This window comes from Pseudorhodoferax sp. (assembly GCF_047601025.1).
Taxonomy (GTDB): domain Bacteria; phylum Pseudomonadota; class Gammaproteobacteria; order Burkholderiales; family Burkholderiaceae_C; genus Pseudorhodoferax.
This window is the reverse complement of the sequence record NZ_JASGJZ010000001.1, coordinates 2,513,578-2,526,696: the sequence shown is the minus strand read 5'-3', so window position 1 is coordinate 2,526,696 and position 13,119 is coordinate 2,513,578. Positions and strand designations below refer to the sequence as shown.

Here is a 13,119-nt window from a genome sequence, read left to right as displayed (position 1 = left end):
GTCAGCTGCCGCCGACCACCACCGTGACCATGCGGTCGGGCTGCAGCACGCGCGCGAAGGTCTGGCGGATCTGCGCGGCGGTGACGGCCTGCACGCGCTGCGTCCAGGTGTCCAGGTAGTCCAGCGGCAGGTCGTTCCAGGCGATGTTGCTCACGTTGGCCAGCAGCTTGCGGTTGCTGTCCAGCCGCAGCGCGAAGCCGCCGACCAGGTTGTCCTTGGCGGCCTGCAGCTCGGCCTCGGTCGGGCCGTCGGCGACGAAGCGCGCCAGCGTCTCGCGCGCCACGGCGATGGCCTGGTCGGCCTGGTTGGCGCGCGTCGACAGGCCGATCGTGAACGCGCCGGCGTGCCGCCCCGGCGCGAAGTCGCTGGACACGCCGTAGCTCAGCCCGCGCGCCTCGCGCACTTCGTGCGTCAGGCGCGAGACGAAGCCGCCCGCGCCCAGGATGTGGTTGCCCACCAGCATCGCGAAGAAGTCCGGGTCGTCGCGCCGGATGCCCGGCTGGCCGATCAGCACCTGGGCCTGGGCGGCGGCAAACGGGATGCGCCGCTCCTCGGCCTTGGCCAGCGGCGGCACCTCGCCCACCGGCGGCAGCGGCGCGCAGCGCGCCTGCGGCAGCCGCGCCAGCAGCTGGCGCACCAGCGCGTCGGCCTCGCCGCGCGTGACGGCGCCGACCACGCTGACCTTGGCCCGGCACGGCAGCACGGCCTGCGCGTACAGCCGGCGCATGTCGGCCACCGAGATCGCGGCCAGCGTCTGCTCGGTCGGCTCGAAGCCGTAGGGATGGCCGCCGTAGACCAGCGCCGCGAAGGCGCGGCCGGCCACCGGGCCGGGCCGGGTGTAGGACTCGCGCAGCGCGGCGCCCATGCGCTCGCGGTCGCGCTGCCAGACGGCGGCGTCGAACGCCGGCGCGGCCAGCTGGCGCGCGGCCAGCGCCACGGCGCGCGGCAGCAGGTCCGGATAGGTCAGCGAGCGCAGCGAGAAGCTCATGCGGTCGCGGCCGGCGCTGGCGCCGAACGAGGCGCCCAGATCGGCCCAGGCCTCGCCCAGCGCGTTCTCGTCCAGCCCGGGCTCTGCGCCGCTGACGGCGATGCCCTTGCCGGCCTGCCCGGCCGTGACGGCGGCCAGGCCGGCCTGCGCGGCCGGGTCGCGGCGCGATCCGGCGTCGAAGTCGATCTGCACGTCCACCATCGGGATGGCCGGGCTCTCGACCAAGTAGACCTCGGCGCCGTCCGGCTGGGTCCAGCGCTGCAGCGGGATCGCGGCGCCGGCCCAGCCGGCGGCGCAGCACAGGACGGCGGCCAGCAGCGGGCGCAGCGCGGCATGCATGTTCTTCATGGGCGTTCGGAGCGGAGGAAAGGGGGTCAATGGCGCAGGCCGGCGGGGGCGGCCTTCCGGGCGGCGTCCCTGGCCGCCGGGTCCGGCGGCTGCGGACGCAGCACGGCCACGTTCAGCTGGTCGTCGCCGAAGTAGCGCGCGGCCACGGCCTGCACCTGTTCGGCCGTGACCTGGCGCAGCCGTTCGATCAGCCGGTCCGAGAAATCGGGCGCGAAGCCGTCGACCCACTGGCTGCCCAGCTCGCGCGCCTGGTTGAACAGCGAATCGCGGCGGTAGACCTGGCCGGCCACCCACTGCGTCTTCACGCGCTCCAGCTCGGCCGCGCTGACGCCCTCGCGCGCGACGCGGACGATCTGCGCGCGCAGCGCGGCCTCCAGTTGCTCGGGCGTCTTGCCGGGCGCCGGCACGCCGTCCAGCATGAACAGCTGCGGGCCGCGGCCGGTCAGGCCGTTGCTGGCGCCGGCGCTGTCGGCCACGCGGTCCGGGCCCTGGGTCAGCGCGCGCTCCAGACGTGCGCCGGGGTAGCCGTCCAGCACGGCGGCCAGCACCGTCAGCGCCAGCGCGTCGCCGCCGTCCTCCAGCCGCTCGAGCCGGGGCACCTTCCAGGCCATGGCCAGGTAGGACTGCTCGGCCGGCGCCTTCAGCTCCAGCCGGCGGATGCCCTTCTGCTCGGGCTCGTCGCGCGGCTTGCGCACCGGGACCGGCCCGGCGGGAATCGCGCCGTAGCTGCGCTCGGCCAGCGCGCGCACGGCCTGCGGGTCCACGTCGCCGGCAACCACCACGGCGGCGTTGGCCGGCACGTACCAGCGGCGGTGGAAGTCGCGCACGTCGTCGGCGGTCATGCTGTCCAGGTCGCCCATCCAGCCGATGACGGGGCGGCGGTAGGGCGCGGCCATGAAGGTCATCGCGTTCAGCGCCTCGATCAGCCGCGCGCGCGGCTGGTCGTCGGTACGCATGCGGCGCTCCTCCTTGATCACCGCGATCTCGCGCGTGAACTCGTCGTCGGGCCAGTGGTTGTGGGCGAAGCGGTCGGCCTCCAGCTGCATCACGTCCTCCAGCCGCCCGACCGGGATCTGCTGGTAGTAGCCGGTGTAGTCGTAGTAGGTGAACGCGTTCTCCGAGCCGCCCATGGCCGCCACGCGGCGCGAGAACTCGCCCGGCTTGAGCTGCTCGGTGCCCTTGAACATCATGTGCTCGAGCGCATGCGCCACGCCGCTGGTGCCGTCCACCTCGTCCATGCTGCCCACGCGCAGCCAGACCATGTGCACCGCCGTGGGGGCGCGCGAGTCGGGCTTAACGATCAGCGTCATGCCGTTGGAGAGCCGGAACTCCTGGGCCGCCGCCGCAGGCGGCGTCTGGGCCAGGGAGGGGGCGGCCGCCAGCGCCAGCGCGAAGGCCGCGGAACACGCAGAAAGAAGGCGTTTCATAGAATCGTCCGATTCTAAGAACGCCCCGAATGTTCACTTTCTTCAAGAAGAAGCCGGCATCTCCGGTCGAGCCGCCGGCCCCGCCGGTGGACGCGCCGGCGGCCGAGGCCCCCGCGCGTTCCGGGCGGGGCTGGCTGCGCAACCCGTTCGGCGGCAAGCCGGCCGCGGAGCCGGTGCCCGCGCCGGAACCCGCACCAGAACCCGCACCTGCGCCGGAGCCCGCGGCGCCGCCACCCGCCCCTGCCGCCATCGCCGCCGCCCCCACCGCGGAGACCGCGCCGGACGAGGCCCCCGAACCGGCGGTGCCCGCCGTGCTGGCCGAGCGCCCGCCGCGCCAGGGCTGGATGGACCGGCTCCGGCAGGGCCTGCGCAAGACCGGCAGCAGCCTCACCACCGTCTTCACCGGCACCCGGATCGACGAGCAGCTCTACGAGGAGCTGGAGGAAGCCCTGCTGCTGGCCGACGCCGGCGTGAAGGCCACGACCGCGCTGCTGGCCGACCTGCGCCGCCGCGTCAAGGACGCCCGGGCGACCGACCCGGCCGCCGTGAAGGCGCTGCTGGTGGAAGCCGTCGCCGGCATGCTGCGCCCGCTGGAAAAGCCGCTGGTGATCGGCGAGCACCAGCCCACCGTGGTCATGGTCGCCGGCGTCAACGGCGCCGGCAAGACCACCTCGATCGGCAAGCTCACGCGCCACCTGGCGGACCACCAGGCCAAGGTGCTGCTGGCGGCGGCCGACACCTTCCGCGCCGCCGCGCGCGAGCAGCTGGCGGTCTGGGCCGACCGCAACCTCGTGGAGATCGTCACCCAGCAGGGCGGCGACCCGGCCGCCGTGTGCTTCGACGCCGTCAACGCCGGCCGCGCGCGCGGCAAGGACGTGGTGCTGGTCGACACCGCCGGCCGCCTGCCGACGCAGCTGCACCTGATGGAGGAGCTCAAGAAGATCCGCCGCGTGATCGCCAAGGCCGACGCCAGCGCGCCGCACGAAGTGCTGCTGGTGATCGACGGCAACACCGGCCAGAACGCGCTGGCCCAGGTCAAGGCCTTCGACGACGCCATCGGGCTGACCGGCCTGGTCGTGACCAAGCTGGACGGCACCGCCAAGGGCGGCGTGCTGTGCGCGATCGCGCAGGAGCGGCCGGTGCCGGTCTACTTCATCGGCGTGGGCGAGAAGCTGGAGGACCTGGAGACCTTCGACGCCCGGGAGTTCGCGCAGGCGCTGCTGGGATAGCGGCGCCGCGCGACACGCGCACACGCGAACGCGCAGGGCCGGGATCGCTCCCGGCCCTTCCCACGCGGGCCAGCCCCGTCAGCGCGGCGTGACCGTGTAGCGGATGGTGGCCGGCGCGCCCGCGGTCAGGTCGCCTTCGCGCACGTTGCGGAACGCGTTCTCGGCGTCCGCGCCGGCCTTGGCCGCCGCGGCGACCTGGGCGGCCAGCGCGTTGTAGGCCGTGGCGTCGGCCGCCGTCAGCGTGACCTCGAAGCGGCCGTCGCTGGCGATGCTGTTGACCGAGTTGCCGCCGCCCAGGCCGCGCACCGCGTAGCTGCCCGCGGGCAGCAGCTGCTTGAGCTGGACCACCGCGCGCCCGGCGGCGTGCAGCGCGCTGGTGCGGCCGTAGTTGCCGTTGCTGTGCCCGCCCGGCCCCTGGAATTCCACCAGCAGGCTGGGAGGGTTGGGCTCGGCCGCGGCCGGCAGGCCAGCCAGGCCCAGGGCGGCCAGGCACAGGAGGGATCCGATCGTCTTGTTCATCGCATGTGCTCCTTGTTCACTCGACTTGCGCGGTGCGCTTGCCCATCGGCTCGGCTGCCGGCGCGACCACCGTGCCGTCGGCGGCATGGAAGCCGGCGGCGATCAGCGCCGCCGTCAGCGCGCGCTGCAGGCGCAGCACCTCCTGCTCCGGGTTGCCGCGCGTGCCCCATTCCCAGAACGCATGGGTGCCGCCGCTGCCCGCGGTCGAGGCCAGCGACCAGTTGTAGGTGGGCACGCCGATGGCCGCGGGAACGTTGTCGTTCAGGCTGCCCGCGTCGGTGCCGAGCGCGGTGCGCTTGTCCACGCCGACCACCTCCGCCGCCTGCCAGCCGGCCTGGATCGCCACGTCGCTGACGTTCTCGTTCACGTGGGCCGGCCGCAGGCCGAACCACACCAGCTCCATCGTCACCGCCTGGGCGCTGCCGTCGGCCAGGCCGTAGCGCGCGTTCTCCTCGCTCACGCCGGCCTGAAACAGCGGCTCGATGACGGCGCGGATCTCGTCCAGCGTCTCGGTGCGCGGCGAACGCATGTCGACCAGGATCGTGCAGCTCGGCACCACCGCGCTGCCGGCGGCCGGGTCCTCGCAGCTGGCCTGCCCCACGGTGTAGGTCGTGCGCGGCGCGCCCTCGCGCAGCTCGGACGGCGACTTCACGTCGGCGATCTTCGCGATGGAGGCGGCCATCGCCTCCAGCGCGCTCGGCGGAGTCGCCCCCGGCGCGGCCGGCGCCTTGTACTTCATCTCGAAGCGGTAGCTGCCCAGGAAGTTGATCGTGCCGCCGCCCTCGTTGCCGAAGTTGGCGACGAAGTTCAGCGGATTGGTCCCGGTGCCCAGGTTCTGGTCGTAGCCGTACAGCTGCTTCATGCCGGCCAGGTTGCCCTTGCCCTCCTCGCCGGCCGTGCCGCAGAGCCAGACGTCGTAGACCGGCCGGATGCCGTGCTTCTTCATCATGTGCGCCAGCGTCAGCACGCCCGAGGTGTTGCCCATGGCGTCGTTGTAGCCCGGCACGTAGATGCGCACCCCGCCGCCCTGCGCGGCCGCCTGCGCGTTCTCGAACCAGCGGCTGGCCACGCCGTAGTTGGTGTCCTCGACGATGCGGCCGGCGGCGTCGAAGGCCAGCTCGTCCACGATCGCGGCGAGCTCCGAAGGCAGCGAGACCACGGGCAGCGTGGCCGGCTGCAGCTTGATCGGCTGGAATGGGTTGCTGTCCGGCGGCAGCACCTCGGGGTTGACCACGTCGATGTGCGACTCCAGCAGCACCTTCGGGTACTGGCCCTTGTAGTGCTGCGCGCCGGGCGTGGAGGAATACGAGCCCTTGATCTCGACGCAGGCGTTGTAGACCGGCAGGCCGTCGACGACCTGCACGTCCGAGCCGTCCAGGTAGCCGTCCGCGCGCGTCTTCACCTCGCCGGGCAGGAAGCCCCATTCGTTGACCATCCGGCGGTGCACCTCGGCCGCCATGCGGTACTCGTAGCGCGACGGCGAGGCGATGCGCACCAGCTCCATGTGCTGGTTGAACCGCGCCTTCGCGCTCTCGGGCGTGCGCAGCTCCTGCAGCATGGCCGCGATCCGGGCGTCGCCCGCGATCTTGGTGGCCGCCGCCTGCACCGCGGGCGAGACGGACGGCACGTTGGGATTGGTCGGCGGCGGCGGCGTGATCGGCTCCTGCGGATCGTCGCCGCCGCCACCGCCACAGCCGGCGACGAACAGCGCCGCCGCGCAGGCCAGCACACCAGGTCTGAAATGCTTCGCCATGAAAGGCCCTCCAGTCGAATCCTCTGCGTGGGGGATGCCGCGGGGCCGGCCATGCCGGGGCCCTGCGGCCCATGCGCCAGAGCGTGCGAGCACGCGATGACGCGCGCCATTTCGCAAGCCATGTGCCAGCACGCCCGGGCCACCACGGCAAGGAATAAATGCATGGTTTTCAACGCTCTCGCGCCGCGCATGCGTCCGACGCGCCGCCGGCGCGGACGGAAAGCCGCGCGCGCGGACGGCCGGGCGGACGGGATTCCGTCGCGCCGCGCGGACGCGACGCGGCCGGATGCCCGCGACGCGGGCCTCGCCCGGACTGCCACAATCCGGCGCATGGAACGCGCGACCCGCCAACGCCATGCGATCCGTGCGGTGATGGAAACGGCCGCCCGGCCACTACTTCCCACGGAGATCCTCGTGGCCGCCCAGTGCGCGGTGCCGGCCCTGGGCCTGGCGACGGTCTACCGCAATCTCAAGCAGCTGGTGGAGGCCGGGGAGATCCAGCCGGTGGAGCTGCCGGGCGAGCCGCCGCGCTACGAGCTGGTGAGCCACCGGCACCACCACCATTTCCACTGCACCGCCTGCAATCGCGTCTTCGACGTGCACGCCTGCCCGGGCGACATGCGCAAGATGGCGCCCCGCGGCTTCACCGTGGAATCCCACGAGCTGACGCTGTACGGCGCGTGCAGCGACTGCCGGCACACCGCCGCCGGGCCGGGGGCCGGCCGGCAACCCACCCTGCCCCCTCGGGCCTGACGACGTCCGCGCGCCGCGGGCCCGGGCGCCGTTCTCAGCGGCTCAACGGGTACTCCACGGCAAGGCGCAGCTGCCGCGTGTTCAGTTCGGCCTGGGCGGCATTGGCACGGTGCACGCCGTAGCGCAGCAGGAAGGACAGTCCCTTGGCGCGGCCGCCCTGCACCGCATGGCGCAGCCAGAGGTCGCGCTCCCAGTGGCGGCCGCCCTGGCCGTAGCCCAGCCACGCGTAGCCCCCGCCCTGCGGCACATGGCGGCCGTCGGTGCCGCTGCCGCGCAGGTAGGCCACGCCCAGGCCGAGCCCCGGCACGCCCAGGGCGGCGCCGTCCAGCTCGTAGCGCAGCTGCCACGACTGTTCGTGGGGCGCGTTGAAGTCCGACAGCTGGGCCGCGTTGCCCAGCCAGATGGCGCCGCGGCTCACGTAGTCGAAGGGCGTGTCGCCGTTCACCTTCTGCCAGCCCAGCCCCACCTTGTGCGCCCCGGCGCGCCAGCTGCCCAGCAGGCTGGCCGTGGTGGTGTCGACGGGACCGGCCAGCGCACGGCCGGTGTCGCGGCTGCGGTAGAACTGCAGGTCCAGCCCCAGGGCGCGCTTGCCCTCCAGCGGCAGCGTGTAGGACGACCCGAGGTATTGCGTGGACCAGGTGTCCTTCAGCCGGCCCAGGTAGGCCGACAGCGACAGCGTGGGCCGGGCCTGCCAGGTGCCGCCCGCGAATGCGAAGGCATCGCCGCGCGGCGTGCGCGGGTCGAGGTAGTTGACGATGAGCGGGTTGTCGGTCGAACGCGCATGGCGGTCGGTGGAGCCGGTGAAGCGGCCGGCGTGCAACATCACGCCCGGGATGTCGCGGCTGACGACCTGCCAGCCGCGCATGGTCTCGGGCAGCAGCCGGCTGTCCGAGGAGCTGAACACCGGGCTCTTCGTCCGCTGCTCGCCGACATGCAGCACGGTGGCGCCCACGCGCGCCTTGAGGGCAGCGCCGCCGCGGGCGATCCCGTCCTGCGCATGGCCTTCGGCGTCCAGCGGCAGCATGCGGATCTTGCCGACGCGGTAGTCGTCGCCGTCCAGATTCCAGGCCAGGAACAGGTGGGCGTCGACGCCGAAGCCCACCGGGCCGCGGGTGAAGCCGGATTCGAGCGTGCCCATCAGCCCGTAGCCCCACTCCTGCGCGTAGTCGCTGCGCTGGGCGCGCGGCAGCACGGCGTTGCGCCCGCCGTTGCTGCGGTCGCCGTGGGTGTAGCTGCGCCGCTCGAACACGCTGCGGTTGAGCAAACCCCAGCGCGTGTCCTCGAGCAGGCCGCCGGCCTGCGCCTCGGCGCCATCGGCCCCCCAGGCGGCACCGCCCCCCAGGAGGAAAGGGGCCAGCGCCAGCCAGCGGCGCGGCGACGATCGGCCCGGACGGCGATCCGGCATGCCGGCGCCCTTCACAGGTACTTCAGCCATGCCAGGTCGCGGCGCCGCGCCTTGAAGGCCGCGAAGGCCTTGACCACCGGATACAGCGCCACCGCCAGTGCCACCGTGCACAGCCACACCGCCCCCATGCCGTCGAAGCCGAAGTAGTCGCCCTGGTTGTTGCCCCTGACCGCCTGCGCCGCCAGGTACAGGAACTTCAGCACGTACAGGTGCAGCACGTAGAAGAACATGGGCGCGGCGCCGAACACCGCCAGCGGCCGCAGCCAGGCGGCATCGGGCCGGCGGTCGAAGGCCCGCAGCACCAGCAGGCCGATGCCCAGCGTGAGCGCGATGAACAGCAGCGAGGGCGGGTACTTGGTGATGTTGACGAAGCCCATCAGCGTCCGCAGCGCCGTCTCGCCGGCGGCCCAGGGCTTGTCGCCGTACACGTTCAGGGCCCGCAGCAGCACGAAGCCCGCGAGCAGGCCGATGCCCCAGGCGAGCAGGCGGCGCTGGCGCTGCGCCGCGCCCGCGCCCGGCCCGAACCACGGCCCGGCGGCATAGCCGAGCGCGATCACGCCGATCCACGGCAGCAGCGGGTAGGAGGTGCGCAGCCGCAGCGTGTCGGACACCTCGATCCAGCCGCGGTCGTGCAGCACGGCCCAGGGCACGTGCAGCGCATGGCCGGCGGGGAAGTGCAGCCCGTCCAGCAGGTTGTGGCCCGCCACCAGCACCAGGCCCGCCACGACCAGCGCGCGGCGCGGCAGCCACAGCAGCGCCGCCAGCGCCATCATGGACAGGCCGATCACCCAGATCACCTGCAGGAACACCTTGGCCGGCGGGAACTGGAAGGTCCAGGCGAAGTTGACGACCGTGACCTCCAGCAGCACCAGGAACAGGCCGCGCTTGAACAGGAAGCCCGCGGCCGCGGCCCGGCCATCCGCGCCGTGGCGGCTGCCATAGAGGAAGGCCGACAGCCCGGTCAGGAACACGAAGACCGGCGCGCACAGGTGCGCGAGCAGCCGGCTGAAGAACAGGTCGGGCGGCGTGTCGGCCACCACCATCGGATCGGGCACCTGGTGGTGCAGGAAGAAGGTCTCGCGCACGTGGTCGAGCAGCATGAACACGATCACCAGGCCGCGCAGGGCATCGATGGCGCCGACGCGGGCGGCGGACGCGCGCACGGCACTGCCCGTGCGCGTCGCCGGCAAGCGGCCGGCAGCGTTTCTTGCAAGCTCTGTCATGGATGGATCGCCCCTTTATTGAGAACTCATTCTCAAATCATACAGGGGCATCCACAGCGGCCGGTGCCTCGCCCCTGCGGGCGGGGGGCGCCGGGCCGCCGCTCAGGACAGGCCGTACTTGCGCACCTTGTCTGCCAGCGTGGTCTTGGGGATGCGCAGGGCGCGCGCGCTGTGCGCCACGTTGCCCTGGTGGCGGCCGAGCTCGGCGGCGATCAGGTCGCGCTCGTAGCGCTCGACCATCTCGGTCAGCGACGGCGCGTCCGCGCCGGCGGGCGGCGCCGTGTCGGCGCCCAGCACCGCGCCCGGGATGCCCAGCACCAGGCAGTCGGCCACGTTGCGCAGCTCGCGCACGTTGCCGGGCCAGTCGTGCGCCATCAGCCGGCGCATCTGCTCGCGCGTCACGCCCGGGTTCGGCTTGTTGTAGCGGCTGGCGGCCCGCAGCATGAAGTGCTCGGTCAGCAGCGGCACGTCCTCGCGGCGCTCGCGCAGCGCGGGCAGCTCGATGGCGGCCACGTTGAGCCGGTAGTACAGGTCGAGCCGGAAGCCGCCGTCGCGGGCGCGCTGCAGCAGGTTCTCCTTGGTCGCGGCGACCACGCGCACGTCCACCGGCAGGCTGTCGTTGGCGCCCAGGCGCTCCACGCGGCGCTCCTGCAGCACGCGCAGCAGCTTGACCTGCATGCCGGTGGGCATGGACTCCAGCTCGTCCAGGAACAGCGTGCCGCCGTGCGCGTGCTCGATCTTGCCGATGCGCCGCTTCTGCGCGCCGGTGAACGCGCCGGACTCGTGGCCGAACAGCTCACTGTCCAGCAGGTTGTCGGGCATGCCGCCGCAGTTCAGCGCCACGAAGGGGTTGCCGCGGCGCGAGGAATGGGTGTGCAGCGCCTGCGCCACCACCTCCTTGCCGGTGCCGGTCTCGCCATGCACCAGCACGTCCACCGGCGAATCGGCGATCTCCGCGATCAGGTGGCGCACGCGCTGGATCTGCGGCGAGTTGCCGATCAACTGGCTCTCCAGCCCGGCGCGGCTGGCCAGCGACTTGCGCAGCGCCGCCACCTCCAGCGTCAGCGCGCGCTTCTCCAGCGCCCGGCGCACGACTTCGACCAGCGCCTCGGGCGAGAACGGCTTGGGGATGAAGTCGTAGGCGCCGCTGCGCATGGCCTCCACCGCCAGGCCCACGTCGCCATGGCCGGTGATCATGATGACCGGCATGTCGGCGTCGCGCTGGCGGCACCAGCGGATCAGTTCCAGCCCGTCCTGGCCGGGCAGCCGCATGTCGGTGACGACCACGCCGGCGAAGCCCGGCGGCACGATGGCCTGGGCTTCCTCGGCCGAGGCGGCGGCGCGCACGGCCACGCCGGCCAGCTGCATGGCCTGCACGCAGCCCAGCTGCACGTGCGGGTCGTCTTCGACGATCAGGACGGAAAGGTCGGTGTGCTTCATGTCGGTGTCGCTGTGGATGGCGCCTCGGCCGGGATCAGGACGCGGAACACGGTGCCGCCGCCGGGCCGGTCGCGCGCCTGGATGTCGCCGCCGAAGCCGCGCACGATGTCGCGCGAGATGACCAAGCCCAGCCCCAGGCCGGCGCCGGGCGCCTTGGTCGTGAAGAAGGGTTCGAACAGCTGCTCGCGTGCCCGGGGCGACAGGCCCGCGCCGTTGTCCTCCACGTCGATCCAGGTGCGCCGCGCGCCGCCGCCCGGCGCCGCGCAGTGGCCGGCGCGCAGCCCCAGGCAGGGCTCCGGCGTGGCGGCCATGGCGTCCAGCGCATTGCCGATCAGGTTGATCAGCACCTGCTCGAGCCGGTTCGCGTCGCACCAGGCGAACACCGCGCCGGGCGGGCAGCCGTTGTCCACGCGCACCCGCATCCGGCGCAGCCGCAGGCCGTACAGGAACAGCGCGTTGCTGAAGGTCTGGCCGATGTCGGTCGCGCCCAGCACCGCGTCGGACTTGCGCGCGAAGGCCTTGAGCGGCTGGATGATGCCGCCCATCTGGTCGGCCAGCCGCGCAATGATCTGCAGGTTGCCGGCCAGCGGCTCCATCTGGCCGCGGCGCAGGAATTCCTCGGCGTTGCCCGACAGCGTGCGGATCGCGCCCAGCGGCTGCGTCAGCTCGTGCGTGATGCCGGCGGCCAGCTGCCCCATCACGGCCATCTTGGCGGCCTGCACCAGCTCGTTCTGCGCGGCGCGCAGCGACTGCTCGGCCTGCTCGCGCTCGCGCACCTCGCGGGTCAGCCGCGCATTGGCGTCGAGCAGGTCCTGCGTGCGGGCGTGCACCTTCGATTCCAGCGCGGCGTTGGCGCTCTCCAGCATGCGCCGCGCCTCCCGGCGCTGGCGCTGGATGCGGCGCGCCTGCGCCAGCACCAGCAGCAGCAGCGCCACGAAGGCCGCCGCCACCGCGGCCATGGCGGCCTGCATGCGCGCGGCGTGGCGCACCGCCTGCAGGTCCAGGAACAGCATCACGCGCCAGTCCATGCCGTCCAGCGGGCGCGTCAGGATCAGCTGGTCGTCCAGCCGCTGGCGCTCGCGCGCCGGGTTCAGCCGCGGCGACAGCGGGAACTGCGCGATGCGCACGTCGTCGTACAGCCGCGTGAGCTGGTGGTCCACGCGCTGCTCCAGCGTCAGCGGCACCAGCGCGCTGTAGCGCCAGTCCGGGCGCGAGGAATGGATCACGACGCCGTTGGCGTCGGCCAGCAGCGCCGGCGCGCCGACCATGGCCCAGGTCTGGTCGATCGGCTGCAGGCTGATCTTGATGGCCGCCACGCCGACCACCTGCGCACCGTCGCGGATCGGATGCGAGACGAAGTAGCCGGGCGTCCTGCCGTCCACGCCGATCGCGAAATGCCGGCCGACGCGGCCCGACAGCGCCTCCAGGAAGTACGGGCGGAACGACACGTCGGTGCCCAGGCGGCTGTCGTCCGGATGGCTGTCGTTGCTGGACGCCACCACCACGCCGCGGTCGTTCAGCATGAACGCGGCCAGGCTGCCGACATGCGCGTTCAGCCGGCGCAGGTAGGTGCCGGCCGCGGCCACGCGCGCCGGCGTGGGCGGCCCGCGCAGCAGCGCCAGCACCTCGGGGTTGAGCTGGATCGTCGCCGGCACGTGCTCGGAGCGCTTGACCATGCCCTCCACGGCCGAGGCGAACAGGTCCAGCCGGTGGTTGGCCTCGGCCTGCAGCTGCTCCACGCCCGCGTCCTCCCCGGCGCCGTAGGCCAGCCAGGCGCTGGCGGCCATCAGCGCCAGCGCCGCGAGGGCGGCGAGCAGGCGCCGTGCGGCACGGAAACGGAGGCGTTCGCCGGGGTTCAACCTAGATTCGGCCGTCGGATGCGCCCGACGGTGCCGTGATCGGCGTGCCAGGCGAGGCGCGACGACGACGCGCACCGCCGTGCGCACGAGGGAGCGACGCCGCGTGGCGCGGCGAGCGCGGTGCCGACGGGTCCATCGCGCGGCCACCCGGCCGGTGGAGGTCATCGAAGACACG

The 13,119-nt window shown here is 73.1% G+C and carries 10 protein-coding genes; 2 read left to right on the top strand and 8 right to left on the bottom strand.

Annotated elements, in window-relative coordinates; genetic code table 11:
• Position 1: 1 nt before the first annotated feature.
• Both QM782_RS11935 and QM782_RS11930 read right to left on the bottom strand, forming a co-directional pair.
• Positions 2 to 1,327, bottom strand: coding sequence for a M16 family metallopeptidase (locus tag QM782_RS11935; protein WP_415205636.1), 1,326 nt, complete (start codon positions 1,325 to 1,327; stop codon positions 2 to 4).
• A gap of 35 nt (positions 1,328 to 1,362) precedes the next feature.
• Positions 1,363 to 2,763 (bottom strand): M16 family metallopeptidase, encoded by a 1,401-nt coding sequence (locus QM782_RS11930; protein WP_415203127.1) that lies wholly within the window; start codon positions 2,761 to 2,763, stop codon positions 1,363 to 1,365.
• A gap of 29 nt (positions 2,764 to 2,792) precedes the next feature.
• On the opposite strand from QM782_RS11930, the gene ftsY reads away from it, so the two are divergent.
• On the top strand, positions 2,793 to 3,992 hold the full coding sequence (gene ftsY, locus QM782_RS11925) for a signal recognition particle-docking protein FtsY (RefSeq protein WP_415203126.1): 1,200 nt from the start codon (positions 2,793 to 2,795) through the stop codon (positions 3,990 to 3,992).
• Positions 3,993 to 4,070: 78 nt separating this feature from the next.
• Here ftsY and QM782_RS11920 read toward each other — a convergent pair whose 3' ends face one another.
• Together QM782_RS11920 and QM782_RS11915 are read right to left on the bottom strand one after the other, a co-directional pair.
• A complete protein-coding gene (locus QM782_RS11920; protein WP_415203125.1) occupies positions 4,071 to 4,511 on the bottom strand; it encodes a peptidase dimerization domain-containing protein in 441 nt (146 codons plus the stop codon).
• Between the two features lie 16 nt (positions 4,512 to 4,527).
• Positions 4,528 to 6,264, bottom strand: coding sequence for a peptidase M20 (locus QM782_RS11915; RefSeq protein ID WP_415203124.1), 1,737 nt, complete (start codon positions 6,262 to 6,264; stop codon positions 4,528 to 4,530).
• A gap of 330 nt (positions 6,265 to 6,594) precedes the next feature.
• On the opposite strand from QM782_RS11915, the gene QM782_RS11910 reads away from it, so the two are divergent.
• Positions 6,595 to 7,017 (top strand): Fur family transcriptional regulator, encoded by a 423-nt coding sequence (locus QM782_RS11910; RefSeq protein ID WP_415205635.1) that lies wholly within the window; start codon positions 6,595 to 6,597, stop codon positions 7,015 to 7,017.
• A 34-nt stretch (positions 7,018 to 7,051) separates the two neighbouring features.
• Here QM782_RS11910 and QM782_RS11905 read toward each other — a convergent pair whose 3' ends face one another.
• The 4 genes from QM782_RS11905 to QM782_RS11890 form a co-directional block, all read right to left on the bottom strand.
• On the bottom strand, positions 7,052 to 8,422 hold the full coding sequence (locus QM782_RS11905; protein WP_415203123.1) for an OprD family outer membrane porin: 1,371 nt from the start codon (positions 8,420 to 8,422) through the stop codon (positions 7,052 to 7,054).
• Positions 8,423 to 8,433: 11 nt separating this feature from the next.
• Positions 8,434 to 9,645 (bottom strand): DUF1624 domain-containing protein, encoded by a 1,212-nt coding sequence (locus tag QM782_RS11900; RefSeq protein ID WP_415203122.1) that lies wholly within the window; start codon positions 9,643 to 9,645, stop codon positions 8,434 to 8,436.
• A 102-nt stretch (positions 9,646 to 9,747) separates the two neighbouring features.
• Entirely contained in the window at positions 9,748 to 11,085 is a 1,338-nt protein-coding gene (locus QM782_RS11895; protein ID WP_415203121.1) for a sigma-54-dependent transcriptional regulator, read from the bottom strand.
• Positions 11,082 to 12,944: an ATP-binding protein gene (locus QM782_RS11890; protein ID WP_415203120.1), complete on the bottom strand. Its 1,863-nt coding sequence runs from the start codon at positions 12,942 to 12,944 to the stop codon at positions 11,082 to 11,084. Before QM782_RS11890 ends, QM782_RS11895 begins: the two co-directional genes overlap by 4 nt.
• Positions 12,945 to 13,119: the final 175 nt, after the last annotated feature.

Excerpts from the sequence above, each read along its gene's own strand:
- QM782_RS11910 (WP_415205635.1), top strand. The coding sequence starts at position 6,595 with ATGGAACGCGCGACCCGCCAACGCCATGCGATCCGTGCGGTGATGGAA.
- QM782_RS11935 (WP_415205636.1), bottom strand. The coding sequence starts at position 1,327 with ATGCATGCCGCGCTGCGCCCGCTGCTGGCCGCCGTCCTGTGCTGCGCC.
- QM782_RS11895 (WP_415203121.1), bottom strand. The coding sequence starts at position 11,085 with ATGAAGCACACCGACCTTTCCGTCCTGATCGTCGAAGACGACCCGCAC.
- QM782_RS11915 (WP_415203124.1), bottom strand. The coding sequence starts at position 6,264 with ATGGCGAAGCATTTCAGACCTGGTGTGCTGGCCTGCGCGGCGGCGCTG.
- QM782_RS11900 (WP_415203122.1), bottom strand. The coding sequence starts at position 9,645 with ATGACAGAGCTTGCAAGAAACGCTGCCGGCCGCTTGCCGGCGACGCGC.
- QM782_RS11920 (WP_415203125.1), bottom strand. The coding sequence starts at position 4,511 with ATGAACAAGACGATCGGATCCCTCCTGTGCCTGGCCGCCCTGGGCCTG.
- QM782_RS11905 (WP_415203123.1), bottom strand. The coding sequence starts at position 8,422 with ATGCCGGATCGCCGTCCGGGCCGATCGTCGCCGCGCCGCTGGCTGGCG.
- ftsY (WP_415203126.1), top strand. The coding sequence starts at position 2,793 with ATGTTCACTTTCTTCAAGAAGAAGCCGGCATCTCCGGTCGAGCCGCCG.
- QM782_RS11930 (WP_415203127.1), bottom strand. The coding sequence starts at position 2,763 with ATGAAACGCCTTCTTTCTGCGTGTTCCGCGGCCTTCGCGCTGGCGCTG.